This is a genomic window from Sphingomonas aestuarii, assembly GCF_054457155.1.
On sequence record NZ_JBTKVV010000001.1, the window covers coordinates 275,546 to 299,963 of the forward strand.

Sequence of the window (24,418 nt, forward strand, 5' to 3'; positions counted from 1 at the left end):
TAGCGATCGCCAACGGGATGACGATAGCCGTGCCGCTGCTTTCCGCCAACTCCCTGCACTTGTGCCAAAACGACTCAACGCCTAGCTGTTGACGCATGGCCAGCGCCCCCGCCCTGATCGACGGCCAAGGCCGGGCTATCACCTATCTTCGGATATCGGTCACAGATCGCTGCGACCTGCGTTGCCGCTACTGCATGGGCGAGGACATGCGGTTCATGGCGCGCGAGCGGTTGCTGTCGGTGGACGAGATTGCCGGCATCGCCGATGCCTTCATCGCGCGCGGTGTGCGCCGTATCCGACTGACGGGTGGCGAACCGCTGGTGCGCAAGGAAACGATGGCGATCGTCCGTGCGCTGGGCACCCGGATCGGGCACGGCCTCGACGAAGTGACGATGACCACCAACGCCACGCGGCTGGCCGACTATGCGCAGTTTCTCGCGGCGGCGGGCGTGCGGCGGATCAACGTCAGCCTCGACAGCCTTGTTCCCGACACCTTCCGCCACATCACCCGACACGGCGATCTGATGCGGGTCCTGAACGGCATCGCCGCCGCACAGGCGGCTGGAATATCGGTGAAGATCAACATGGTGGCGCTTGCGGGTCTCAACGAAGCCGAAATCCCCGACATGCTTGCCTGGTGCGTCGATCAGGGCCACGACCTCAGCCTGATCGAAACGATGCCGCTGGGCGCCATCTCGGAGGACCGCGCCGACCGGTTCGTGCCGCTGACTCGTGTCTTGGACTCACTTTCCACTCACTTTCCGCTGGTCCGCGACACCCACCGCACCGGCGGTCCGGCGCGCTATTGGCGCGTCGGCGACAGTGGCACGCGGCTGGGGCTCATCTCTCCGCTCACCGCCAATTTCTGCGACGGCTGCAACCGCGTGCGCCTCGATGCCGAAGGACGCTTGCACCTGTGCCTGGGCAATGAAGGCCATGTCGACCTGAAGGCCGCGTGGCGCACCGGCGGCGCGCCTGCGCTCGACGACGCACTCGACGCGGCTATGATCGCCAAGCCTGCCGCCCATGATTTTCACATCGAGCGGGGATCGCGCCCCGCCGTCGCGCGCCACATGAGCGTCACCGGGGGATAGACTTGCGCCGCGCCTTGCTTGCATCACCGACCGGACCGGCCCAGGCCGCCGAACGCGATCTGCGCGATGCCTATCCGTGGGTGCCGCTGGATCAGGCCGAACAGGTCGTCGCGCTGGGCGGCGACGGCTTCATGCTGCAAACGCTCCACACCATGATCGAAGCGCGCAGCAGCGTGCCCGTATTCGGCATGAATCTCGGCACCATCGGCTTCCTGATGAACGACTGGCGGCTGGCCGGCCTCGACGACCGCCTCGCCCGCGCCAAGCCGTTCCGCGTATCTCCGCTTGAAGCGACGATCGAGACGATCGACGGCGAACGCCGCGTCCTTCCCGCGATCAACGAAGTGTCGATGCTGCGCGAAACCCGCCAGACTGCGAAGCTTGAGGTGACCGTCAACGACCGCGTCGTCCTGCCCGAACTGGTGTGCGATGGCATTCTCGTCGCGACCCCAGCCGGATCGACTGCGTATAACCTGTCAGCGCACGGCCCGATCCTGCCGCTTGGCTCGAACCTTCTGGCGCTGACCCCGATCAGCCCGTTTCGCCCCCGCCGGTGGCGCGGGGCAATCCTGCCCGAAAAGGCCCGCATCGGCCTGCGCGTGCTGGAGGCCGACAAGCGCCCGGTCAGCGCGGTCGCCGACCAGCGCGAGATCCGCGACGTTGCCCGCGTCGACATCGCCATCGACCGGATGCGCGCGCTCACCTTATTGTTCGATCCCGAACACGCACTCGACGAACGGATCACGATGGAGCAATTCATCGCGTGAAGGGTATTGCATCGCAGATTTGAGCGGTTATAGACCCGCGCACGGCATCATTCCCTGATAGCTCAGCGGTAGAGCTCTCGACTGTTAATCGAGCGGCCGTAGGTTCGAATCCTACTCAGGGAGCCACTTTTGTGGCCGAAATCGCATCCGTAGCGCGCGAAACGCCGTATTTCCAAACCCGTATCAATCCGAACCTCCGCTTTGTTCATTGGCGGGCAATCGGATTTGTGGCACCTTCCGTCTCAAATGGATCGGTGGCACGATTACGGTCGCCGGACGTTGAATTCGTCATGAGACTATGAAAGCCGGACCGCCGCATTTCCGCCGCGCCCGGCGATGGAGGTAACGACATGCGTACCCATCGCGCCAAGGCATTTGCAGTCGCGCTGCTCGGCAGCGCCGTGCTTGCCGCTTGCGCCACCCCGACGCCGTACCGCCCGCTATCGGGCAGCGGCGCCTATGCCACCGGATATTCGGACACCCGGATCGAATCGAACCGCTACCGCGTCAGCTTCGCGGGTAACAGCCTGACCCAGCGCGAGACGGTCGAGCGTTATCTGCTGTTCCGCGCAGCGCAATTGACGCTCGAACAGGGCGGCGACCATTTCGTGCTGGTCGATCGCGACACCGAACCGCGGACCGACGTCTACACCACGCCATCGGCGTTCGGCGGCGGTCCGTGGGGCGGATGGAGCCCTTACTGGAGCTATTACCGCCCCAGCTTCGGCTGGCGCCGGTGGAGCCCGTTCTGGGGTGACCCCTTCTGGGATCGCGGCGTCGATGTCCGCACCGTGACGCGTTATGACGCGACGGCGGAGATCGTCGTCGGTCGCGGGCCGAAGCCCGCTGGCAACGTCCGCGCCTTCGACGCGCGCGAGGTGATCGAGAATCTGGGGCCGGGAGTCGTGACGCCGCAACCGCGGTAAAACGACCGACCGTTGTGAAATGAAAACCCTCCGTCGGGATGCCGATGGAGGGTTTTTCTTTGTGGCGTAAGTTTTGGCCATCAAACCCGCGCGATCACCCTGAGCTTGTCGAAGGGTGACGAAACCGACCCGGCTTCGACAGGCTCAGCCTGAGCGCGGCAGTTTCGTCAGACCCGCAATGGCTCGGATAACGACCCACAAAACTCTTTCATTCCGTCATTCCCGCGAAGGCGGGAATGACGCAACAGGAGGGGGCGACCCCGCCTCCAAAACGCGGCTCAAGCCCCCTGCAATGCCCCGTGGCAGTGCTTGTATTTGCGCCCCGAACCACACGGACACGGCGCATTGCGTTGAACCCGACCTTCCCACGCCGCCGGGTCTTCGCCCAGATCTTCCGCGCCTTGCGGAATGACCTGCATCGGCGGCAGGCGCGTGCCGATCATGCCGCTGCCACCGTCGAGATCGTCGCTGTTATCCTCGCCCGTGAACGGATCGATATGCGTGGTGATGAAATCGGGCAGCTCGGGCAGCGGGGGCGGTGCCGCCATGCGGAACTGAGCCAGCGCCATCACCCGCGTCACATCCTCGCGGATCGACGACAGCATCCGTTCGAACAGCGCGAATGCCTCGTGCTTATATTCGTTGATCGGCGTCTTCTGGGCATAGGCGCGCAGATGGATGACCGCGCGCAACGCGTCCAGCGTTGCCAGATGCTCCTTCCACTGATGGTCCAGATTCTGGAGCAGGATCGACTTTTCGGTCGCGCGGCGGCTGTCTTCGGGCAGTTCGGACATCTTGCCCTCGACCAGCGCATCGGCCTGTTCCTGAAGGCGCAGTTCGATCGTTTCCGGCTCGATCGCCTCTTCCTGTTCGATCCATTGTTCGATCGGCGCGTCGATGTTGAGCACGTCGAGCGCCTTTTGCTTCAGCGCCGGCACATCCCATTGTTCGGGATAGGTCTCAGGCGGACAGTGATCGGCGACGATCGCGTTGACCGTTTCGTGCCGCATGTCGACCACCACGTCGCTGACGGTATCGGCGTCCATGATCTCGGCGCGTTGTTCGTAGATCACCTTGCGCTGATCGTTCATCACGTCATCATATTCGACGACCTGCTTGCGCGCTTCGTAGTTGCGCGCCTCGACCTTTTTCTGCGCGGTTTCGATCGCCTTGGTCAGCCATTTGCTGCCAATCGCCTCGCCATCGGCGATGTTGTTGCGCATCATCTTGGCGAACAATGTGTCGGGTCCGAAGATGCGAAGCAGATCGTCGTCGAGACTCAGATAGAATCGCGACAGGCCGGGATCGCCCTGACGCCCCGAACGGCCGCGGAGCTGGTTGTCGATACGCCGCGATTCATGGCGTTCGGTGCCCAGCACGAACAGGCCGCCCGCCGCCAGCACCCGCTCGCGTTCCTCGGCGATCTCGCCGCGAATGCGTTCGATCGCGGCGTCGCGTTCCGGCCCTTCCTCCATGTCGCGCAACTCGTCCTCGACCCGGAATTCGAGGTTGCCGCCAAGCTGAATATCGGTGCCGCGCCCGGCCATGTTGGTCGCGATCGTCACCGCGCCCGCACGGCCCGCCTGCGCGACAATATGGGCTTCCTGCTCGTGGAAGCGCGCGTTTAGCACCGCGTGCGGCACGCCTTCCTGTTGCAGATATTCGGACAGCATTTCCGATTTCTCGATCGACACCGTGCCGACCAGCACGGGCTGGCCCTTTTCAGCATGGACCTTGATCGACCGCGCGATGGCGATGAACTTGTCCTGGATCGTCTTGTAGAACTCGTCGTCCTCGTCGATCCGCTTGACCGGCAGGTTGGTCGGGATGGTGACGACGTTCAATTTGTAGATGCTGTGAAATTCGCCCGCTTCGGTCGCCGCCGTGCCGGTCATGCCCGACAGCTTGGGATACATGCGGAAATAATTCTGGAAGGTGATCGACGCGAGCGTCTGGTTCTCGGGCTCGATCTTGACGCCTTCCTTGGCCTCGACCGCCTGATGAAGCCCGTCCGACCAGCGCCGCCCGTCCATCATGCGGCCGGTAAATTCGTCGATGATGACGACCTTGTCGTCCTTGATGATGTAATCGATGTCGCGGCGGAACATCTTGGTTGCACGCAGCGCGTTGTTCACATGGTGAACGACCTGGGTGTTTTCGAAATCATAGAGGTTCGAACCCTGGAGCAGCCCTGCGCCTTCCAGCAGGCGTTCCACCTTTTCAGTGCCGTCTTCGGTCAGGATGATCGATTTGGACTTTTCGTCCTTTTCGTAATCCTCGTCCACCAGTTGCGCGACCAGCGCGTTGACCGACACGTAAAGCTCGCTGCGATCCTCGGTCGGGCCTGAGATAATGAGCGGCGTGCGCGCCTCGTCGATCAGGATCGAATCGATTTCGTCGACGATCGCGAAGTTGAACGGCCGCTGGACCATCGACGCGCGGTCGTACTTCATATTGTCGCGCAGATAGTCGAAGCCGAATTCGTTGTTCGTGCCATAGGTGATGTCGGAGTGATAGGCTTCGCGGCGTTCGTGATCCGATAGGTCAGGGACGATCACGCCGACGGTCATGCCCAAGAACCGGTACACCTGGCCCATCCATTCGGCGTCGCGGCGAGCGAGATAGTCGTTGACGGTGACGACGTGCACGCCCTTGCCCGGCAGCGCGTTCAGATAGACGGCAAGCGTCGCCATCAGCGTCTTGCCCTCACCCGTGCGCATTTCGGCAATTTCGCCGCGCTGGAGGACGAGGCCGCCGATCAGCTGGACGTCGTAATGCCGCTGGCCGAGCACGCGCTTCGAGGTTTCGCGGACCGTGGCGAACGCTTCGGGAATCAACGAGTCCAGCTTCTCGCCATTGGCGAGCCGTTCGCGGAAACGCGCCGTCTGCGCGGCGAGGTCTTCGTTCGACAGGGCAGCGACCTGATCCTCGAACCCGTTGATCTTGTCGACGATCTTTCCGAGCGAAGCGACGTAGCGGTCGTTGGCCGACCCGAACATGGATTTGGCAATGGCGCCGAACATTGGGCGTTTTCCTGATGATATGAGAATATGGACGTGCGACCGCGCCGATGGGGCGGTATGCGACAGAAAATCGGGACGCGCGCGCAGTCAAGCGCGCGCGGGATAGCTATTCGAGCGCGGATTCGACGATCGAACGCACCGGCAGCGTGGGCGCGATGGCGACCAGCGGTGCGGCGAGCGACATCTGCGCCAACGACGGCAACGGGTTGGCGAGCACGCGGTGTCCGATGACCACGGCGGCGGCGGCGCGCTGGACGGCGGCTTCGATGACCGACTGGCTCTGCTGGACTTCCGTCGCCTGAACCCCGCGCGCACCCGCCATCGCGCCGGGCAGGCCCGACAACATGGCTAGCAGGATCAGCAACAGGTTCACGGGTCGATTTCGTCCAGTTCGCAACGCGGCTCGCGCCGGTAACGCCCGACATAGGAAGTCGTTGCCGCCGCGTCCAATGCTAATGCGCGGGAGAAGGCCGTTCGGATACTGCCTTTCGCTAACCCTCCCTCGTTTCGAGCGAAGTCGAGAAACGTGACCGACTCGCCGAGATCGCGTTTCTCGACTTCGCTCGAAACGAACGGTTTGGGCGTGGGACTGATGTCTCGATATTCCGACACCCCCCTATTTCATCAACCGGGCGATCGCCTTTTTGGTCGCGGGACCATAAGGCGGTTTCAGCCCGCCCAGATTGGCCACATCCAGTCTCGATTGCTGGAACACGCTCTTCGCATGGCTGAACGTGCGAAACCCGTCAGCCCCATGATAGCTTCCCATCCCCGAAGGCCCGATCCCGCCGAACGGCAGTTCCTCCTGGCTGACATGGAAAATCACATCGTCCAGCGTCACCCCGCCTGAAATCGTCCGGTCGAGCACGCGGCGGCGCTCGTCCCCATCCGGCCCGAAATAATAAAGCGCGAGCGGGCGGTCGCGGCGGTTCACTTCTCCGATCGCGTCGTCGATCCCGGCATAGGTCCGCACCGGCAGGATGGGGCCGAAGATTTCCTCCTGCATCACCGTCATCTCGTCGGTCGCGCCGCGAACGATCGTCAGCGGCATCTTGCGGCTGTTCGAGCCGGAGAAATCTTCGTTTGCGGGGTTGACGGTGATGACCTCCGCGCCCTTGTTGCGGGCATCGTCGATCCAGTCGGACAGGCGCTGGTGGTGCCGGTCATTGATGATCGCGGTATAGTCGGGATTGCTCAGCAAGGTCGGATACATGGCCGACGCCGCCGATTTCAGCCCCTCGACCGTCGCCGCTTCCTGATCTTCGCGGACCAACATGTAATCAGGGGCGAGGCAGATTTGCCCGGCGTTCAGCATCTTGCCCATCGCCACCCGCTCGGTCGCCTTGGCGATATCCGCGCCTTTGCCGAGAATGACCGGCGATTTGCCGCCCAACTCCAGCGTCACGGGGACCAGATTGTCGGCAGCGGCGTGAAGGATGTGCTTGGCGATCCCGGTCGCACCGGTGAAGATCAGGTGATCGAAGGGCAAAGAGGCGAACGCCTTTCCCACCTCCGGCCCGCCGCTGAAGAAGGCGAGTTCGGTGTCGTCGAAAAATTGCGGCGCGACCTCTTCGAACAAGGCGGCGACCGTCGGGGTAAACTCGCTGGTCTTGACCATCGCCCGGTTGCCCGCAGCGAAGATGCCGGCGAGCGGTCCCATCACCAGATTGACCGGGAAATTCCACGGCGAGATCACGCCCACCACGCCCTTCGGCTGATATTCGACGCGTCCCTTCGCGCCGAGCAGGCCGAGCGGGAACAGCACCGGCCGTTTGTCGGCGCGCATCCATTTGTCGACATGGGCTCGCGCATGTTTGAGCGGGGTGATCGACGCGGCAATGTCGGTAATCATCGACTGTTCGCGGCTGCGGTGGCCGAAATCCTCCGACAGCGCGTCGCAGAAGCGTCCGCCATTGGCCTCGATCATCGCGATCGCGCGGCTGAGGCGATCCTTGCGCGTCGCGGCGGCGACGGGAAGCTCATCCATGAACGCCGAGCGATGGCGTTCCAATATCGCATCAAGATCAGCCATTCGCACTTCTCCCCTGCCCGCCTTCGCCGGGTTCGACCTTGCGGATCAGATACCGGTATACCCCGAAAATATTGATCGCGAACAGCACCGCGTTCTGCGTGCCCAATGCACCGTCGCCCGCCATGATCGACGCCGCGATCCACGCGATCGACGATCCGACGAAGATCACGAACCCCCACCCCGTCACGCGCCGTCCGCTGTCGAGCGACACCATGAATGCCGCGACGACGCCACTAATCGTCGCCGCCCATTTGATACTCTGAACCAGCGGATCGTCTTCCATGTGCCATTCCGTATCGTGGTTGGAACGACCCCAACGCCGCCTTCGTTCGAAGGGTCCGCTTGCAAAACCATGCGCGCTTGGTGAAAGCGGACGAAACATATTCTTGGGGAGCCCGTCATGTCCGCCGATCCGATCGTCATCCTGTCCTATGCCCGCACACCGATGGGCAGCTTCCAGGGATGCCTGTCGGGCGCAAGCGCGACCGAATTGGGCGCAGCGGCGGTCAAGGGCGCGGTAGAGCGTGCGGGCGTCAGCGGCGAGCAGGTCGAGCGCATCTATATGGGCTGCGTCCTTCCCGCCGGTCTCGGCCAGGCTCCTGCGCGGCAGGCCGCACTCGGCGCGGGCCTGCCGCAGCATGTCGAGGCGACCACGCTCAACAAGATGTGCGGTTCGGGCATGCAGGCCGCGATCATGGCGGCAGAAGCGCTGGGTTCCGGCTCGATCGACCTGCTGGTCGCTGGCGGGATGGAGAGCATGACCAACGCGCCCTATCTGTCGATGCGCCACCGTGCGGGCGCGCGGATCGGGCATGACCGGTTGATGGACCACATGTTCCTCGACGGGCTGGAGGACGCCTACGAACCCGGCCGCGCAATGGGCAGCTTCGCCGAGGAAACCGCGGCGGAATATCAGTTCACCCGCGCACAGCAGGACGACTACGCCGTCGCCAGCCTGGAACGTGCGCAAAAGGCGCAGAAATTGGGCGGCTTCGATCGCGAGATCGTCGCGGTCGAGGTGAAGGGCCGCAAGGGCACCGACACCATCACCCTCGACGAACAGCCGCTCAAGGGCGATGTCGCCAAGATCCCGACGCTGAAACCCGCTTTTTCCAAGGACGGCACGATCACTGCCGCCAACGCCTCGTCGATTTCGGACGGCGCGGCGGCGCTGGTGATGACGCGCCAATCAGTCGCCGACCGTCTGGGAATTCAGCCTGTCGCGCGGATCGTGTCGCACGCCGCCCACGCCCACGCCCCCGCCCGCTTCACCACCGCGCCGGTCGCGGCGATGCAAAAGGCGCTGGACAAGGCCAACTGGCAGACCGGCGATGTCGACCTGTTCGAGGTCAACGAGGCCTTTGCCTGCGTCGCGATGATCGCGATGCGCGACCTGTCGCTCGGCCATGACGTGGTCAACGTCCACGGCGGTGCCTGCGCGCTCGGCCACCCCATCGGCGCGTCGGGCGCGCGGATCATGGCGACATTGCTGTCGGCACTGGAGACAAACGGCCAGAAACGCGGGCTCGCCTCCTTGTGCATCGGCGGCGGCGAGGCGACCGCCGTCGCCGTTGAGATGATGCGCTAAAGGCGCGCGGGGGGTGCCGCTTCTTATCGATCCAGCGCTTGCCAGCACATTGATCCTGGTTGGCGCGCTGGCGTTGTTCGTATCCGACCGCGTCCGCCACGATCTGGTCGCGTTGCTCGCGCTCGTCGCGACCATCGCGCTGGGCCTCGTCGCGCCGCGCGATGCCTTTCTGGGCTTTGCTGACCCCGCCGTCATCACGGTCGCCGCAGTTCTCGTGATCGGCCGCGCCATCGAACTGTCGGGGATCGCGGCGGCCGTCGCCCAGCGAATCATTCCAGAACGCGCAGGCTTCACGCTCAGTCTGACCATGTTGCTGGTCGTCGCTGCGTTCCTGTCGGCGTTCATGAACAACATCGCCGCGCTGGTCATCACCATGCCGATCGCGACCGGTATCGCGAGGCGTGCGAAGCTGACGCCTGCTGCGACGCTGATGCCGCTGGCCTTTGCCACGATTCTGGGCGGCACCACGACGCTGATCGGCACGCCCGCCAACCTCATCATCTCGTCCGCCCGGCGAGAGGAACTCGGCGATCCGCTGGGGTTCTTTACGATGACGCCCGTTGCCGCGATCGTCTGCGCGGTCGGCATCCTTTACGTCGTGCTGATCGGCTGGCGTCTTCTTCCGGGTCGCCGGACCGAAGAAAAGGAGATCAAGCCGCCCTGGCGCGTGTTCGAACTGACGGTGCCGGTCGCTGCCAGCGGACGGTCGCTCGGCTATTGGAAGGACGAATTCCGCCTGTTGCCCGCACGGCTGCTGGCGTTTTTCCGATATGGTCGGCGGTTGCCGATGAACCGCGACATGATCTTGGAAACCGGCGACCGGTTGCTGATGCTTTCCCGGCTTCCACAACGGGTTGTCGCCCAGAAGACGGAGCTCGAAGCACCCTTTGCGACCGACAGCGATAGCGAAGTCACCGCGCGCGTCGCCGTCGCCCACGGCTCGTTCCTGATCGGGATCAGCCATGAAGACGTGCGCCTGCGCAGCGATGGCAAGGTCCGCGTGGTCGCGGTCGGTCCCCGCGCCGCGCGGGAAAAGGTGCCGCTGGCGATGATGCGGATCCAGGCCGGGGATCAGTTGTTTGTGCGTGGCGAGCCGAACGATATCGCCGAATTCATCGGCCGCGCGCGGCTGCTCGAAATCGACCGGCTGGACCAGCGATCCTTGTTGTTCGGCAAGGCCGCGCCGATCGTCGGCATTTTCGCTTTCTCGATCGGGCTGGTGGTTGCGGGAATCGTGCCTGCTGCCGTCGCTTTCGTCGGGGCGGCGGTCTTGCTTGCCCTTCTTCGCCTGATTCCGTCCGAGGAAAGCTATTCCGCGATCGACTGGCCGGTTATCATCCTGCTCGGCGCAATGATCCCGGTCGGCCAGAGCTTCGACACCAGCGGCGCGGCAGATATTGTCGCGCGCTGGCTCAGCGATAACATGGTAGGGCAGACCATGTTCGTCGTCCTGGCTGCAATGACGGCGCTTACGATTTTGTTGTCAATGTTCATCAACAACGTCGCGACCGCCGTTATCGTCGCACCTCTGGGTATCGCCGTTGCCCGGACATTGGGGATCGACATCGATGCGATGCTGATCGCGATCCTGATCGGGACCTCGGCCGATTTCCTGACCCCGATCGGCCACCAGAACAACGTGCTGGTGATGGGACCGGGCGGGTACAAGTTCACCGACTATGCCCGAATGGGCGCGCCGCTGGTGGTCATCGTCGTGGCGGGATCCGCGGCGCTGCTCACCGCGTTTTATGGCTAGACCACCACTTCGTCATTGCGAGCGTAGCGAAGCAATCCAGCGACGCACTTGCAGCCCTGGATTGCTTCGCTACGCTCGCAATGACGAGGAAGAACCTCCGTCGTCCCACTAAAACCGCTCGCCCGGATCGACGCCCCACAACCGCGCCTGCTGGACATATCCGGTGCGCCCCTTCACGTCGAACCGGCACCAGCCGCGATCGCATTCGGTGATCCGCCCGACCACGCCGGGCGCGGCGCGCCAGTTGACGCGCGCACCGGTCGCGGGCGAGGCGCGCAGTTCGACGATCTGGCCGACGACGATCGCGGTGCGGCGGTCGGCGAGCAGCCCGACCTGCATCCAGCCTTGCGTCCCGCCGGGATCCTCGACCTTGCGCCAGTCCTTGTAGATATCCACCACCTTGATCGGCAGGTCGGCGCGGCGATATTCCCAGCTGACCGGATAATTCTTGCCCGGCCCGGTGCGCATCCGCGCTTCGCTGGCGGATACCGACGCGTAATAGGGCGGCTTGCGACGCTGGGCATCGGCGGCGTCGATCGCGACCAGCGACAGACAGGCGACCCCGCCCATAATTGCCGTCCACCCGATCGTCCGCATCAAAATCCACTCCCTGTCGTGACTTAGCCCTAACGCCGAACGCGCACGCGGTTCAACCGTTGACTGGGGCGCGGCCACGCCGCATCGATGCGAAATGGAACAGCGTTCGCCCATCGCCCGCCCGAAGGTCGTCGTGACGCGCGGCCTGCCCGACCGGATCGAGGCGCGGATGGCCGAACTGTTCGACGCGACTCTGAACTCGGGCGATACCAGGCTCGACCGCGATGCGCTGCTCGCCGCCGTCTGGGGCTGCGACGTGCTGGTCCCCACCGTCACAGATGCGATCGACGCCGCCCTGATCGCAGCGGCGGGCGACGGGTTGAAGCTGATCGCCAATTACGGCGCGGGCGTGAACCATATCGACCTGAAGGCCGCACGCGCTCGCGGGATCGTCGTCACCAATACGCCCGGCGTCCTGACCGAGGATACCGCCGACATGACCATGGCGCTGATCCTGTCGGTCCCGCGGCGACTGGCCGAGGGCGAAAAGCTGGTCCGATCGGGCGACTGGAAAGGCTGGTCGCCGGGCGGGATGCTGGGCCACCGGATCGGCGGCAAGGCGCTGGGCATCGTCGGCATGGGGCGGATCGGCCAGGCGGTGGCGATGCGCGCCCGCGCCTTCGGTCTGTCGATCCATTACCACAATCGCCACCGCCTGCCCGCGGTGCTCGAGGGCCAGCTCGCCGCGACGTGGCACGAACATCTGGACGAGATGCTGGGCGTCGCCGACATCGTCACCATCCACACGCCGCTCAACGCCGACAGCCGGAACATGATCGACGCCCGCCGCATCGCACTGATGCGACCCCATGTGTTCGTCATCAACGCATCGCGCGGCGGCATCGTCGACGAGGACGCGTTGGTCGCGGCACTGGAAGGCGGACGACTGGCGGGGGCGGGGCTGGACGTGTGGGAGCACGAACCGGCCATCGACCCGCGCCTACTCGCGCTGCCCAATGTCGTCATGACCCCGCATATGGGATCGGCGACGTATGAGGGACGCGAGGCGACCGGCGAAAAGGTGATTGCCAATATCCGCATCTGGGCCGATGGCCACCGCCCGCCCGATCAGGTGCTGGAGGGCTGGGCCTGACTTGACGGTTACCGGCAATTTAACCCTGTCGCGCAACCCCCTGAGATGATTGTCCTGATACCGGTATCGCCAAGCGACCTGTCGTCGCTGGGTTGGAGTAGCGGTCATCCTCAGGAAGCGCGAAGAACGGCGAAAGGTTCTGGTGAACGCGCGGATGCGGGTCGGCAGCGACTGGCGCGACGTGTCGATTCGCAACGTGTCGTCGCGCGGGTTGATGCTGGTGTCTGACGAACCGCCGCCGCCGGGTGCCTATATCGAAATCCGCAAGACCTTCATGACGATCGTCGCGCGCGCCGTCTGGTCGCAGGGCGGGTTCTTCGGCGTCCGCACCCAGGACAAGGTCGACTTCGACGAACTGATGGAAAATGCCAAGGGGCCGCCCGCAGGCTGGAAACCCGGCATGGACCGTCGCACCGCCGACCGCGTGGCACAGCATCGTCCCGCGGATACGGCAGAACGCGGTCGCCAGTTCGCGCGGGCGTTTCAGTTCGTGGCGATCACCGGCGCGGCGGTCGGGGTTGCAGCGCTGCTGGCGCACAGCCTGTGGGAAACGCTGATGCGCTTCGTCGAGCCGGTCACCCGCGCGCTGGGATAACCCCACGCCCGCATTCCGTCCGACCAGCCTGACCCGTTCGTTTCGGGCGAAGTCGGGGCGAATCCTCAGTCCCCGGTCAAAATCCGATCGACCAGCTGCTTCACCGTCGGCACGAACCCGTTCGAATAGAAAGGATCGCGCTGGAAATTATACGCGGAATGGCCCGCGAACATCAGGTTCTGGTCGGTATCGCCGCCATGCGCGATGTCCTGCAACGTCTTTTGAATGCAGAAGCTGCGCGGGTCGGCAAGACGCCCGGTCGAGTTGGTTTCACTGTCCTTCCACGACGAAAACGCACAGTGCGACAGACAGCCCATGCAATCGGCCTGGTCCTTGCGGATTTCGGCCTTTTCTTCCGGCGTGACGAACACGACGGTGTTGTCCGGCGTTTTCAGCGCATCGGTGAAGCCGTGGCCAAACCATTCGCGCGCGCGCAGCAGGTCGCCCTTGGTCACCCAGAAATTCTTGCCCTTCACGCCTACGTCGAGCTGAAACACGTGATCGCCCGCTTCCTGCGTCGAAAAGGCGATCTGGCGCTCCGAACGCGCTTCGAGCGAGCGCAGAAACGGATTGCGGACGGCGGACGAATAGAAACCGGTCGGCGAAAACTGGTGCAGCAGCACATCGCCTTCCTCGATTTCCATCAGCTTCTGTTTCCAGCCATCGGGGATCGGGCTTTCCTGCGTCAGCAACGGCCGGGTGCCGTACTGGAACGCGATCTGGCCGAGTTCGGGGTTGTCGATCCAGTTTTCCCAGTCGCGTAAGTACCAGACGCCGCCCGCCATCACGATCGGCACGTCGTCGGCGATACCGCCTTCGCGCATTGTCTCGCGCAGCGCCTTGACGCGCGGATAGGGGTCTTGCGGTGCGCGCGGATCTTCGGCGTTGGACAGGCCGTTATGACCGCCCGCGAGCCAGGGGTCTTCGTACACCACCGCCGACAGGAACTCCGCCGCCTTCGAATAGGCGCGCTTCCACAGCGCACGAAACGCGCGTCCCGAACTGACGATCGGCAGATAGCTGACATTATACTGCGCGGCGATTTCGCTCAGTTTGTACGGCATCCCCGCACCGCAGGTAACGCCCGCCACCAGCCCGCGAGTGCGTTCCAGCACGCCGTGCAGGATCGGCTGCGCGCCGCCCATTTCCCACAGCACGTTGATGTTGATCGCGCCCTTGCCGCTCGCGATGTCGTAAGCGCGCTTGACCTGTTCGACCGCGCCCTCGATCGCATAGGCGATCAGTTCCTCGTGGCGTTCGCGCCGGGTCAGCGCCTTGTACACCTGGGGGATGATCTTGCCCTCGGCGTCATAGCTGTCGGCGTTGACCGCGCTGACCGTACCGATGCCGCCGGCGGCTGCCCATGCGCCTGCGGACGCGTGGTTGCTGGCCGACACGCCCTTCCCGCCTTCGACGAGGGGCCACACTTCCTGGCCGTTATAGACGATGGGCTTCAGGCCTTTGAACACGCAACCTCCGAACGAACTTTGTTTGAATGGGACCCTAGCGCGATTGCCGGGTCGAATCGAGTTTATTGGCTCAGCCGAGCGCGCCGGGCTTCCCTGCTATATTCGCATAAAGCGCGGCATAGGATGCAATCATCGTCTTTTCGTCGAACAGTGCCGCCGCACGCGCCCGGTTCGCGTCGCCGATGCGGGTTCGCAAATCGGCATTCTTCGCCAGCGCATCGAGCCGATCGCGCAGCCGGACCGCCGTCCAGTCGTTGGACACGAAGGGCCGGTTGTCCTCGGCCACCATCTCGGCGATGTCGCCAACGGCGGGGGCGACGATCGGCAGCCCCGCGGCCATCGCTTCCATCACCGCGATCGGCTGCTGCTCCGATTTGGAGGTCAGCGCGAAAATATCAAAATTGCCGATATAGCGATGCGGTTCGGGCAGGAATCCGGGCATCAGCAATTCGTCCTCGAACCCCATCAACTCCGCTGCCTCGACGATGTTGTCGCGTTCCGGCCCTTCGCCGACAATGACGACGCGCACCTTGGCATTCATGCCTGCCGCGCCGCGCACCAGCATCGGCAAGTCCTTGACCGCGCGAAGACCCGCCACGGTGCCGATCACGATTTCGCCGGGCTTCCGCTTGAAACCGGGGATCGCCTTCGGATCGGCACGCTTGGCATAGAGCCCGGTCGGGATGCCGTTGGAAATCCGGTGAAGCTTTCCCGGTGGCTGTTTCCAGTAACGGGTGGCGATCGCCTCCAGCCGATGGGAGGGCACCACCAGCGCATCCGCCGCGCCCAGCGCCATGCGGCGATAGAGGTTGCGGACATGGCTGAGCCGCACCGCCTCGTCGGCATTGAACCCGTCTTCATGGTGGATCACCGGAGGCAGCGCGCCGGGCTTCGATCCGAATACGCGCTTGGCCATCACCCCGTCGATCGCGCCCCAATTATAGGTCAGCACCAGATCGAAGCGCCGCATGTAGCGTGCGATCGCCTCGTACCGCTTGACCGATGGCTTGCCGGTCAGCGGCGGCGGGTCCATCTCGACTTCCCACTTGATGCCCTTGGCGATCAGGCTGGTCGCGCCGGTTTCCTCGGGAACGCCGGATACGATGGTGTGCCGCGCCTTGTTGCCGAACGCGTTCATCAGCCGGGCGGCACGCGCTTCCTTGCCGCCGCGACCGAAGCTCGAATGAAGGTGGAGGATGTTTAGCGCCATGTTGGCGGCTGCCCTTAACGGGTGATTGGGCGTTCGTCACCTGTCTAGCTGGATGTGCTCCAGCGAAAGCAGGAGCGTTTGCCGCTGGTACACCGCCTGTTGCCAAAGCTCCTGCTTCCGCAGGAGCACGGGGCATTTATCGCGGGTCGGACAACACCTTCCCCAGCAACCGGTCGATCGCCGCGACCGCTTCCGGTTCCTCCAGCGTCGGGGCGTGTCCGACGCGCGGGATCGTCACCAGTTCGGCGTGCGGCGCCCGCGCGATCATCGCCGCGGCGCCCGATGGGTTCAAGATATCCGATGTCTCACCACGCACCACCAGCATGGGCGCGTCGCCGATCGCGTCGAAGGCGCGCCACATGTCCGGCCCGGCCTCGTTCCCCGGCAGACGGAACGGCTCGGCGATCTTCATGTCGTAATCGAGCACGATGCGCCCGGCCGAATTGAGGCGGTGCAGCCGTTTCGCCATCACCAGCCAATCCTCGATTCTGTAGTCGGGATAGATGGCGGCGTTCGCCTCCTGCACCCCGCGTGCGGCGTGCATCCAGGTGGGATAGGTGGCGGGCTTGCCGACATAGGTGCGGATGCGCGCCAGCCCGGCGGGGTCGAGATCGGGTCCGACATCGTTGAGCAGCACGCCCGCAAACCGTTTTTGCGCTGTGCCCGCGAGCAGCATCGTCAGGATACCGCCCAGCGAGGTGCCGAACGCGACGATGCCCGGCAATGCCAGTTCGGCAAGCAGCGCCTCGATATCCTGAAGATAGGTCAGCGGAACATAGGTCATCGGATCCTTGGCGAACGCGCTTTCGCCGCGCCCGCGCAGTTCGACGACGATCACCCGCCACTCGCCCGCCAGCCGTGCCGCCACGCCTTCGTAATCGCGGACGTTGCGCGTCAGACCGGGCAGGCACAGGATCGCGGGGCGATCGGCAGGCCCGGCATAGTCGCGGTAATGCAGCCTCAGCCCATCATTGGACCACCAATAACCATCGTTATGGGCGGAGGCGGAAGCGGGCGGGTTGCGCGTGGACAGCATCGGCACCCATATCGCCGGATGGCCGATATCCCGCAAGCGTTGCCTTCATCCCCGCCCTACACCCCCGAAACGCCGATCCTGTCGCTGGGCGACGGTTTTTACGACGCGGTCGAGGCGGCGGATTTCCCGCAAACGACCTTGCGCTTCCGGAACCAGCGCTGGGCAGAAAAGATCGGCCTTGGCCACTTGTCCGATGCCGACTGGCTTCGTCATTTCGGGCGGTTCGATCCCTTGCCCGGCAACCTGCCGCAACCGCTCGCGCTGCGCTATCACGGGCACCAGTTCCGGGTTTACAATCCCGATATCGGCGACGGACGCGGGTTCCTGTTCGCGCAGATGCGCGACGCGCGCGGTCGGTTGCTCGATCTCGGCACCAAGGGGTCGGGGCAGACGCCCTACAGCCGCTTCGGCGACGGCCGCCTGACGCTGAAGGGCGGCGTCCGGGAGGTGCTGGCGACCGAAATGCTGGAGGCGCTGGGCGTCAACACCTCCAAGAGCTTTTCGCTGATCGAAACCGGCGAAGCGCTGGAGCGGAACGACGAACCCTCCCCCACAAGGTCCGCCGTGCTAGTGCGCCTCAGCCACAGTCATATCCGCATCGGCATGTTCCAACGTCTGGCCTATTTCCGCGACGAGGACGGCTTGCGCAAACTGGTCGATTACACGCTGACGCATCTGTTCGACGAGACGCCCGGCGACGACGCGCCTGTGCGATTGCTGTCGCTGGTGGTCGAGCGAACGGCGAAGCTCGCCGCGTCTTACATGGCCGCAGGGTTTGTCCACGGCGTGCTCAACAGCGACAACATCAACGTTACCGGCGAGAGTTTCGATTACGGGCCGTGGCGCTTCGCCAGGACCTGGGATCCGGCCTTCACCGCCGCTTATTTCGACCATGCCGGGCTGTATGCGTTCGGGCGCCAGCCAGAGGCGATCCATTGGGATGCGATGCAACTGGCGGTCAGCTTGCGCCAGTTGGTCGAGGCCGAACCGCTGATCGCCGCGCTCGATAATTTCGGCGACCATTACCAGCCCGCCATCGCCGACGCGCTGCTCTGGCGGCTTGGCGTCATTCCGCGAGAAATCGAGCAAAACCGCGCACTTGTTCAGGCGATCGAACGCGGCCTCAGAACCAGCGGCTTCACCCTCGACCGCTTCTTTCACGACAGTTTCGGCGGACAAGTTCCCGATAGTTTGGAAGGGTTCGACGAGGCCCGATCGATCCTGACCGACTATCAACCGCGCAAGGGCCGCGCGCACCCTCACTGGGCGGGCGAGCCCTGTGATCTCCACATCGAGACCGTCGAATCCATCTGGGCAGCGATCGACGCGCACGACGACTGGGGACCGTTCGAGGCAAAGATCGCGCAAATCCGCGCGCTGGGAGAGGCGCTGGCATGACGCCAGTGCTTTCATCGCCCCGAATTTCGTGCAATTGCGGGGATCTATGAGCGGACAGGAACTGATCTCCACCGAACCGGCGACCGGCGCGATCCTCTGGCGCGGTGTCGCGGGCAATCCCGATGCCGAAGTTGCCGCCGCGCGGGCGGGATGGGTCGAATGGGCTGCCAAGCCGCTGGCCTTCCGCATCGAAACGCTGCGCCGCTTCGCCAATGTCGTCCGCTCCAGGACCGACGCCTTCGCCGACCTCATCGCCCGCGAAACCGGCAAGCCGTTATGGGAAGCGCGCACCGAGGTCGAAACGGTGATCGCCAAGGTCGACATCTCGGTCACCGCCTATTCCGAACGCACCGGACAGCGGCGGCAGGAAGCCGCGGGCGGTCGCCTGTCGCTGCGGCACAAGCCGCACGGCGTGCTTGCGGTGCTCGGCCCCTATAATTTCCCCGCGCATCTGCCCAACGGCCACATCGTCCCCGCCCTGCTCGCAGGCAACGCGGTGGTGTTCAAACCGAGCGAGAAAACACCTGCAAGTGGCCAATTTCTGGTCGAATGCTATCGTCAGGCGGGGGTGCCTGACAATTGCGTCCGGCTGCTGCTCGGCGGAGTCGAGCAGGGCAAGGGGCTGGCCGCGCACCCCGATATCGACGGGCTGCTGTTCACCGGATCGGCACGCACCGGTATCGCGCTCAACCGCCAGTTCGCGGCCCAGCCCGAAAAAATCCTCGCGCTGGAGATGGGCGGCAACAACCCGATCCTGGTGTGGGACACGCCCGATCTTTACACCGCCGCGGTGCTGGTGGTCCAATCGGCCTTCACCTCGGCGGGCCAGCGCTGCACTGCCGCCAGCCGCTTGATCGTCGATCAGAAGCTCGCCGATCCCTTGCTCGCCGAGATCGACAAGATCGTCTCGCGCATCATCATCGGTGAGCCCCATGCCGATCCTCAGCCCTTCATGGGCCCGGTGATCGACAACGACACCGCCGACATGCTGACCGAAAGTTTCCTGACGCTTTCGACGCGTGGCGGACGACCGATCAGGCACATGCGCCGCCTGATCGACGATCGCCCGTTTCTGACCCCCGGCCTGATCGACATGACCGACGCCAGCGAGCGCCCGGACATCGAACTGTTCGGCCCGCTGCTCCAGGTGATCCGCACCGACGATTTCGACGAAGCCATCGCGATCGCCAACGATACCCGCTACGGCCTGTCGGCAAGCCTCATCAGCCAGACGCCGCAGCTCTACGACCGGTTCTGGGCGAACATCCGCGCGGGCATCGTCAACTGGAACAAGCCGACCAACGGGGCGTCCTCCTCCGCGCCGTTCGGCGGCATCGGCTGGTCGGGCAACCACCGGCCCAGCGCTTATTACGCCGCCGATTACTGCGCCTATCCGGTGGTGTCGTCGGAAGCCGAACAGGCGCGCGCGGCGATCGGCATCGGCCTGCGCGACGCGTGATCGGTCTTCGCACGGAATTTGCGATGAGCGGCGGAACGGATTGAGGTCGCAGGCTTTATCGGCGGCGTGAAACAGATTTTGAGAAATCGTGCCGCCGTCCGATCCGCCCGCCTCCAGCAAGAAGCCAGCAATTGCATCGCCATCGCCGTCGGGAAAACCGGCGGCTTTACCGCCGACCTGATCGACGAGGCCGTGCGACTGAATGCGCGTGCCCGCGAACTTGCGCGGGGCGATGAACGCAAATCGCGCGTGTCCGCCGACGCTTAGTCAGAGATACTTCTGGGTACGAAACGGAGCGGCATACGCCAATCTGAACCCCTCCCACCTGGTTTTTCATCCATCACCCAAGTTTGCCTAGTCCGACCCCAAGCAACCATCATTTGAGGTTGCGAGCGGTAGAGCCCATTTCCCCGCAATGGCTAGTCTCCTCGATCCCGACGCGCGTGGTCGCGTCATTCTGGTCGGTGCCGGTCCCGGCGATCCCGGCCTGCTCACCGTCCGCGCCGTCGAAGCGCTCAAATCCGCAGACGTCGTCGTCCATGACGGGCTGGTCGATCCGCGCGTGCTCGATCTCGCCCCCGCCGATGCGCTGCGCATTTCGGTCGCCAAGAAGCGTGCGCGCCACACCGTGCCGCAGGACGGCATCAACGCGCTGATCGTCGCGCATGTGAAGCTGGGCCAGCGCGTCATCCGGCTGAAGGGCGGCGATCCGTTCATCTTCGGGCGCGGCGGCGAGGAAGTCGAGGCGGTGCGCGCGGCGGGCCTTCCGGTCGAAGTCGTTCCCGGCGTGTCGGCAGCACTCGGTTGCGCGGCACAGGCGATGCTTCCCCTCACTCACCGCGACTGGTCGAGTGCGGTCAGCTTCGTCGCGGGCCAGTGCAAGGGCTTGTCCGACCAGGACTGGTCGGGGCTCGCGGGCAAGGGACGCACGCTCGTCATCTATATGGGCGTCGCGACCGCATCCGAGATCGCCGACAAGTTGATCGCCGACGGCGTCGCGCCCGACATGCCGGTCGCGGTGCTGGAAAAGGGCACTTGCGAAGGCGCGCGCGCCTTGCGAACTTTGCTTGCCGATCTTGGCCCGATGGTGGCACGCGAAGCGGTCGAAAGCCCCGCGATCATCGTCGTCGGCGAGGTGGCGATGCTGGCGGATGCCGAAAACAAGCTCGCTCGCTGGGCACACGCAGCCGAGGCGATGGCATCATGAAAATCCTGACCGGAAACGATCTGGGCACCGGTGACGTCGTGTGGTGGACCGGCCAGGGCTGGTCGCGCCATGTCGAGGACGCGGTAGATGTCGGTGAAGGCGGCGAACGCATTGCCCGCGCCGAGGAAGGCGCGCGCCGCGTCAACGTGCCTTACGTGATCGATGCGACCGACACGCCCGAGGGGCCGCGACCCGCGCATATCAAGGATCGCGTGCGGGCGCTTGGTCCGACCGTGCGCCCCGACCTGACGCTGAAACCTGCCGACCCCACCGCAGGCACCTGGGTGATTTGATGTATAAATACGACCAGTACGACCAGAGCATCGTCGATGCCCGCGTCGCCGAATTTCGCGATCAGGTGGAACGCCGCCTGTCGGGCGCGCTGTCCGAGGATCAGTTCAAGCCGCTGCGGCTGATGAACGGCCTCTATTTGCAACTCCATGCCTATATGCTGCGCGTCGCGGTCCCCTATGGCACGCTCGACAGCCGACAGATGCGGATGCTCGGCCATATCGCCCGCAAGTACGACCGTGGATACGGGCATTTCACCACGCGCCAGAATATCCAGTACAACTGGATCAAGCTGGACGACGCGCCCGATATTCTCGCCGATCTGGCGAGCGTCGAGATGCACGCGATTCAAACCAGCGGCAATTGCATCCGCAACATCTCGTCCGACCAATATGCAGGCGCGGCCGCCGACGAGATCACCGACCCGCGCCCCTGGGCCGAACTGATCCGCCAATGGAGCAGCTTTCACCCGGAATTCAGCTATTTGCCGCGCAAGTTCAAGATCGCCGTGATCGCCAGCGCAGAGGATCGCGCGGCGATGCGGCTCCACGATATCGGCATCGAGATCGTGCGAAACGCAAATGGCGAGCACGGCGCACGAATCTTCGTGGGCGGCGGCATGGGTCGCACGCCGATGATAGCACCCGAAATCAACGGCTTCGTGCCACTTGCTGATTTGCTGTCTTATCTCGAGGCCTGCCTGCGCGTCTATAATCGCCACGGTCGCCGCGACAATATCTACAAGGCGCGGATCAAGATTCTGGTCGGCGATCTGGGGCCGGAGGAATATGCTCGTCAGGTCGCTGAGGAGTTTGCCGCGGTAACGGCGCTCGGAATCGACCCGCCAAAGGCCGAGTTCGACCGAATCGCCGCCTATTTCGCCGATCCGGCGTTCGAGGCGGATGCACCGATCGATATCGACCGCAGCGACCCCGATTTCGCGGTGTGGGTCGACCAGAATGTCGTCGAGCACAAGGCGCCCGGCTATTCGATCGTCAACATCTCGCTCAAGCCAGTCGGCGGGATTCCGGGCGACGCGTCTGCCGATCAGATCGACGTGATGGCGGACCTGGCGGAGCGATACAGCTTCGACGAACTGCGCGTGACGCACGCCCAGAACATCGTCCTGCCGCATGTCCGCACCGCCGATCTCCACGCGCTATGGCAGGCGCTGCGCGAGGCCGAACTGGCCGACGCCAATCTCGACCTGATCAGCGACATCATCGCCTGCCCCGGCCTCGATTATTGCAGCCTGGCCAATGCGCGTTCGATCCCCGTCGCGCAGAAGATCGCGACGCGCTTCGCCGATCTCGGCCGCCAGCGCGAACTTGGCGAGCTGAAGCTCAAGATCTCGGGCTGCATCAACGCCTGCGGCCACCATCATGCCGGGCATATCGGCATCTTGGGCGTCGATCGGAAAGGCGTCGAGAATTACCAGCTGCTGCTCGGCGGATCGGGCGCGGAGGATGTCAGCCTTGCCAAGATCACCGGGCCGGGCTTCTCCGAGGAGGGGATCGTCGATGCCGTCGAAAAGGCGACCGACGTTTACCTGCGCGAGCGCGCCGATGGCGAGCGCTTCGTCGATACCTATCGCCGGGTCGGGATGCAGCCATTCAAGGAGGCGATTTATGGGTGATTTCCTCCGCTATCGCGACGATGCCCCGCATGAAGAGCCCGCGGTCACGCTCGATGCGTTTCTCACCCAGGACGACGCCCGCGCGGTTCGGCTTGAGGCGGGCGAGGATGCGCGGGCGTTGCTCCCGCATCTGGACCGGCTCGAACTGATCGAGGTCGCCTTTCCCGTTTATCGTGACGGGCGTGGGTATACCGCGGCGCGCTTGCTGCGCGAGGCGGGCTACGCCGGCGAACTGCGCGCGCAGGGCGATGTGCTGGTCGACCAGATCCCGTTCATGCGCCGCTGTGGCTTCGACAGTTTCGCGCCCGAGGCCCCGATCGACGAAACCGTGCTGGCGCGCGCACTCCAGCGATACGAATACGCCTATCAGCCCGCCGCGGACGGCGTCGTGCCGGTATGGAAGCTGCGGCATGGCTGACACCACCGCGCGCCGCATCGATGTGATCGACACGCGTCCCCGCTTCACCGCGGCGGACGCGCACCGGCTGAACAACATGTTTCGCGGGGTCGATACGCAGGAGATGCTGCGCGCGGTGCTGGGGGACAATATGCTCGGTGATGTGGCGGTGGTGTCGTCCTTCGGAGTCGAATCGGCGGTGCTCCTCCACCTGATCGCATCGGTCGATCCCAGCGTGCCGGTGCTGTTCCTGGAAACCGGCAAGCATTTCCCGGAAACGCTTGCGTATCGCGATGTGCTGGTCGATCGGCTGGGACTGACGGCGTTGCGTAACCTCTATCCCGACCCGGCATTGCTGGCGAAGAAGGACGAAAGCGGCCTGCGCTGGTCCTATGATCCCGATGGCTGCTGCGAAATCCGCAAGGTGCTGCCGCTGGAGGCGGCGCTTGCCGGGTTCGACGCGACCTTCACCGGACGCAAGGCATTTCAGGCCGCGACCCGCGCAACCTTGCCCCGGTTCGAACTCGATAGCTCGGATGCCGCCGGGCGGCTGAAGGTCAATCCGATCGTCACCTGGTCGCGCGAACAGCTCGACGCCTATTTCACCGAACACGACCTGCCCCGCCATCCGCTGGAGGCGATGGGATACCCCTCGGTCGGCTGCGCGCCATGCACCAGCAAGGTTGCACCGGGTGAGGATCCCCGCTCAGGCCGTTGGCGCGGCTGGGAAAAAACCGAATGCGGCATTCATGCGCCGGTCGCGGATGGTGATCCAGAGCAGCCCGGTTTTTGATTGCCGATCCCCCCGGGCGGGGAGGTGGCAGCGCGCAGCGCTGACGGAGGG

At 64.4% G+C, this 24,418-nt stretch carries 23 protein-coding genes and 1 tRNA gene; 16 read left to right on the forward strand and 8 right to left on the reverse strand.

What is annotated here, in order from left to right:
- The first annotated feature begins 95 nt into the window (after nt 1–95).
- The 4 genes from moaA to ACX0GZ_RS01395 all read left to right on the forward strand — a co-directional run bounded on the left by moaA (nt 96) and on the right by ACX0GZ_RS01395 (nt 2,787).
- Nucleotides 96–1,094 carry a GTP 3',8-cyclase MoaA gene (gene moaA, locus ACX0GZ_RS01380; RefSeq protein WP_458812562.1) on the forward strand — a complete coding sequence of 333 codons (999 nt, stop codon included), beginning with the start codon at nt 96–98 and terminating at the stop codon, nt 1,092–1,094.
- A 14-nt stretch (nt 1,095–1,108) separates the two neighbouring features.
- The gene (locus ACX0GZ_RS01385) at nt 1,109–1,861 is read left to right on the forward strand and encodes an NAD kinase (RefSeq protein WP_458812565.1); all 753 of its coding nucleotides are present in this window, start codon (nt 1,109–1,111) and stop codon (nt 1,859–1,861) included.
- A gap of 51 nt (nt 1,862–1,912) precedes the next feature.
- Nucleotides 1,913–1,987, forward strand: a tRNA-Asn gene (locus tag ACX0GZ_RS01390).
- A gap of 224 nt (nt 1,988–2,211) precedes the next feature.
- Nucleotides 2,212–2,787, forward strand: a complete 576-nt coding sequence (locus tag ACX0GZ_RS01395; RefSeq protein WP_458812568.1) for a CC0125/CC1285 family lipoprotein — start codon at nt 2,212–2,214, stop codon at nt 2,785–2,787.
- A gap of 278 nt (nt 2,788–3,065) precedes the next feature.
- Here the strand turns inward: ACX0GZ_RS01395 and secA are convergent, their stop codons facing one another.
- From secA to ACX0GZ_RS01415, 4 genes are all read right to left on the reverse strand, one after another.
- Nucleotides 3,066–5,810 carry a preprotein translocase subunit SecA gene (gene secA, locus ACX0GZ_RS01400; protein ID WP_458812571.1) on the reverse strand — a complete coding sequence of 915 codons (2,745 nt, stop codon included), beginning with the start codon at nt 5,808–5,810 and terminating at the stop codon, nt 3,066–3,068.
- 106 nt (nt 5,811–5,916) lie between these two features.
- Nucleotides 5,917–6,183, reverse strand: a complete 267-nt coding sequence (locus ACX0GZ_RS01405; RefSeq protein ID WP_458812574.1) for a hypothetical protein — start codon at nt 6,181–6,183, stop codon at nt 5,917–5,919.
- Between the two features lie 243 nt (nt 6,184–6,426).
- Nucleotides 6,427–7,842, reverse strand: a complete 1,416-nt coding sequence (locus ACX0GZ_RS01410) for a coniferyl aldehyde dehydrogenase (protein ID WP_458812577.1) — start codon at nt 7,840–7,842, stop codon at nt 6,427–6,429.
- On the reverse strand, nt 7,835–8,125 hold the full coding sequence (locus ACX0GZ_RS01415; protein WP_458812580.1) for a hypothetical protein: 291 nt from the start codon (nt 8,123–8,125) through the stop codon (nt 7,835–7,837). Before ACX0GZ_RS01415 ends, ACX0GZ_RS01410 begins: the two co-directional genes overlap by 8 nt.
- 117 nt (nt 8,126–8,242) lie before the next feature.
- Here ACX0GZ_RS01415 and ACX0GZ_RS01420 point away from each other — a divergent pair, with 117 nt between their 5' ends.
- Entirely contained in the window at nt 8,243–9,430 is a 1,188-nt protein-coding gene (locus tag ACX0GZ_RS01420) for an acetyl-CoA C-acyltransferase (RefSeq protein WP_458812583.1), read from the forward strand.
- A gap of 13 nt (nt 9,431–9,443) precedes the next feature.
- Entirely contained in the window at nt 9,444–11,186 is a 1,743-nt protein-coding gene (locus ACX0GZ_RS01425) for an SLC13 family permease (protein ID WP_458812586.1), read from the forward strand.
- Nucleotides 11,187–11,294: 108 nt separating this feature from the next.
- On the opposite strand, the gene ACX0GZ_RS01430 is transcribed toward ACX0GZ_RS01425, so the two are convergent.
- The gene (locus tag ACX0GZ_RS01430; protein WP_458812589.1) at nt 11,295–11,783 is read right to left on the reverse strand and encodes an SH3 domain-containing protein; all 489 of its coding nucleotides are present in this window, start codon (nt 11,781–11,783) and stop codon (nt 11,295–11,297) included.
- A gap of 94 nt (nt 11,784–11,877) precedes the next feature.
- On the opposite strand from ACX0GZ_RS01430, the gene ACX0GZ_RS01435 reads away from it, so the two are divergent.
- Both ACX0GZ_RS01435 and ACX0GZ_RS01440 read left to right on the forward strand, forming a co-directional pair.
- Nucleotides 11,878–12,876: a 2-hydroxyacid dehydrogenase gene (locus ACX0GZ_RS01435; RefSeq protein ID WP_458812593.1), complete on the forward strand. Its 999-nt coding sequence runs from the start codon at nt 11,878–11,880 to the stop codon at nt 12,874–12,876.
- 106 nt (nt 12,877–12,982) lie between these two features.
- Entirely contained in the window at nt 12,983–13,471 is a 489-nt protein-coding gene (locus tag ACX0GZ_RS01440) for a PilZ domain-containing protein (RefSeq protein ID WP_458813282.1), read from the forward strand.
- Nucleotides 13,472–13,536: 65 nt separating this feature from the next.
- Here ACX0GZ_RS01440 and ACX0GZ_RS01445 read toward each other — a convergent pair whose 3' ends face one another.
- The 3 genes from ACX0GZ_RS01445 to ACX0GZ_RS01455 form a co-directional block, all read right to left on the reverse strand.
- Entirely contained in the window at nt 13,537–14,940 is a 1,404-nt protein-coding gene (locus ACX0GZ_RS01445; RefSeq protein WP_458812596.1) for an NAD(P)H-dependent flavin oxidoreductase, read from the reverse strand.
- A 70-nt stretch (nt 14,941–15,010) separates the two neighbouring features.
- Nucleotides 15,011–16,150: a glycosyltransferase family 4 protein gene (locus ACX0GZ_RS01450; RefSeq protein ID WP_458812599.1), complete on the reverse strand. Its 1,140-nt coding sequence runs from the start codon at nt 16,148–16,150 to the stop codon at nt 15,011–15,013.
- 136 nt (nt 16,151–16,286) lie between these two features.
- Nucleotides 16,287–17,186 (reverse strand): alpha/beta fold hydrolase, encoded by a 900-nt coding sequence (locus tag ACX0GZ_RS01455; RefSeq protein ID WP_458812602.1) that lies wholly within the window; start codon nt 17,184–17,186, stop codon nt 16,287–16,289.
- 18 nt (nt 17,187–17,204) lie between these two features.
- On the opposite strand from ACX0GZ_RS01455, the gene ACX0GZ_RS01460 reads away from it, so the two are divergent.
- The 8 genes from ACX0GZ_RS01460 (at nt 17,205) to ACX0GZ_RS01495 (ending at nt 24,367) form a co-directional block, all read left to right on the forward strand.
- A complete protein-coding gene (locus tag ACX0GZ_RS01460; RefSeq protein WP_458812605.1) occupies nt 17,205–18,584 on the forward strand; it encodes a protein adenylyltransferase SelO family protein in 1,380 nt (459 codons plus the stop codon).
- Between the two features lie 46 nt (nt 18,585–18,630).
- Nucleotides 18,631–20,043, forward strand: a complete 1,413-nt coding sequence (astD, locus tag ACX0GZ_RS01465; protein WP_458812608.1) for a succinylglutamate-semialdehyde dehydrogenase — start codon at nt 18,631–18,633, stop codon at nt 20,041–20,043.
- Nucleotides 20,044–20,109: 66 nt separating this feature from the next.
- Nucleotides 20,110–20,310 (forward strand): hypothetical protein, encoded by a 201-nt coding sequence (locus tag ACX0GZ_RS01470; protein WP_458812611.1) that lies wholly within the window; start codon nt 20,110–20,112, stop codon nt 20,308–20,310.
- 148 nt (nt 20,311–20,458) lie between these two features.
- Entirely contained in the window at nt 20,459–21,250 is a 792-nt protein-coding gene (cobA, locus tag ACX0GZ_RS01475; RefSeq protein WP_458812614.1) for a uroporphyrinogen-III C-methyltransferase, read from the forward strand.
- Nucleotides 21,247–21,543 carry a DUF2849 domain-containing protein gene (locus tag ACX0GZ_RS01480; RefSeq protein ID WP_458812617.1) on the forward strand — a complete coding sequence of 99 codons (297 nt, stop codon included), beginning with the start codon at nt 21,247–21,249 and terminating at the stop codon, nt 21,541–21,543. The genes cobA and ACX0GZ_RS01480 overlap by 4 nt, the downstream gene beginning before the upstream one ends.
- Nucleotides 21,543–23,177, forward strand: coding sequence for a nitrite/sulfite reductase (locus tag ACX0GZ_RS01485; RefSeq protein ID WP_458812620.1), 1,635 nt, complete (start codon nt 21,543–21,545; stop codon nt 23,175–23,177). Before ACX0GZ_RS01480 ends, ACX0GZ_RS01485 begins: the two co-directional genes overlap by 1 nt.
- Nucleotides 23,170–23,595, forward strand: a complete 426-nt coding sequence (locus ACX0GZ_RS01490) for a DUF934 domain-containing protein (protein WP_458812623.1) — start codon at nt 23,170–23,172, stop codon at nt 23,593–23,595. Before ACX0GZ_RS01485 ends, ACX0GZ_RS01490 begins: the two co-directional genes overlap by 8 nt.
- Nucleotides 23,588–24,367 carry a phosphoadenylyl-sulfate reductase gene (locus tag ACX0GZ_RS01495; protein ID WP_458812626.1) on the forward strand — a complete coding sequence of 260 codons (780 nt, stop codon included), beginning with the start codon at nt 23,588–23,590 and terminating at the stop codon, nt 24,365–24,367. The genes ACX0GZ_RS01490 and ACX0GZ_RS01495 overlap by 8 nt, the downstream gene beginning before the upstream one ends.
- Nucleotides 24,368–24,418 lie beyond the last annotated feature (51 nt).

Bases quoted from the DNA above. Each gene is read 5' to 3' on its own strand.
- ACX0GZ_RS01480 (WP_458812617.1), top strand. From the start codon at position 21,247: ATGAAAATCCTGACCGGAAACGATCTGGGCACCGGTGACGTCGTGTGG.
- ACX0GZ_RS01415 (WP_458812580.1), bottom strand. From the start codon at position 8,125: ATGGAAGACGATCCGCTGGTTCAGAGTATCAAATGGGCGGCGACGATT.
- ACX0GZ_RS01490 (WP_458812623.1), top strand. From the start codon at position 23,170: ATGGGTGATTTCCTCCGCTATCGCGACGATGCCCCGCATGAAGAGCCC.
- ACX0GZ_RS01435 (WP_458812593.1), top strand. From the start codon at position 11,878: ATGGAACAGCGTTCGCCCATCGCCCGCCCGAAGGTCGTCGTGACGCGC.
- ACX0GZ_RS01495 (WP_458812626.1), top strand. From the start codon at position 23,588: ATGGCTGACACCACCGCGCGCCGCATCGATGTGATCGACACGCGTCCC.
- ACX0GZ_RS01450 (WP_458812599.1), bottom strand. From the start codon at position 16,150: ATGGCGCTAAACATCCTCCACCTTCATTCGAGCTTCGGTCGCGGCGGC.
- moaA (WP_458812562.1), top strand. From the start codon at position 96: ATGGCCAGCGCCCCCGCCCTGATCGACGGCCAAGGCCGGGCTATCACC.
- ACX0GZ_RS01420 (WP_458812583.1), top strand. From the start codon at position 8,243: ATGTCCGCCGATCCGATCGTCATCCTGTCCTATGCCCGCACACCGATG.
- ACX0GZ_RS01395 (WP_458812568.1), top strand. From the start codon at position 2,212: ATGCGTACCCATCGCGCCAAGGCATTTGCAGTCGCGCTGCTCGGCAGC.
- cobA (WP_458812614.1), top strand. From the start codon at position 20,459: ATGGCTAGTCTCCTCGATCCCGACGCGCGTGGTCGCGTCATTCTGGTC.
- astD (WP_458812608.1), top strand. From the start codon at position 18,631: ATGAGCGGACAGGAACTGATCTCCACCGAACCGGCGACCGGCGCGATC.
- ACX0GZ_RS01485 (WP_458812620.1), top strand. From the start codon at position 21,543: ATGTATAAATACGACCAGTACGACCAGAGCATCGTCGATGCCCGCGTC.
- secA (WP_458812571.1), bottom strand. From the start codon at position 5,810: ATGTTCGGCGCCATTGCCAAATCCATGTTCGGGTCGGCCAACGACCGC.
- ACX0GZ_RS01455 (WP_458812602.1), bottom strand. From the start codon at position 17,186: ATGCTGTCCACGCGCAACCCGCCCGCTTCCGCCTCCGCCCATAACGAT.
- ACX0GZ_RS01460 (WP_458812605.1), top strand. From the start codon at position 17,205: ATGGCCGATATCCCGCAAGCGTTGCCTTCATCCCCGCCCTACACCCCC.
- ACX0GZ_RS01410 (WP_458812577.1), bottom strand. From the start codon at position 7,842: ATGGCTGATCTTGATGCGATATTGGAACGCCATCGCTCGGCGTTCATG.
- ACX0GZ_RS01430 (WP_458812589.1), bottom strand. From the start codon at position 11,783: ATGCGGACGATCGGGTGGACGGCAATTATGGGCGGGGTCGCCTGTCTG.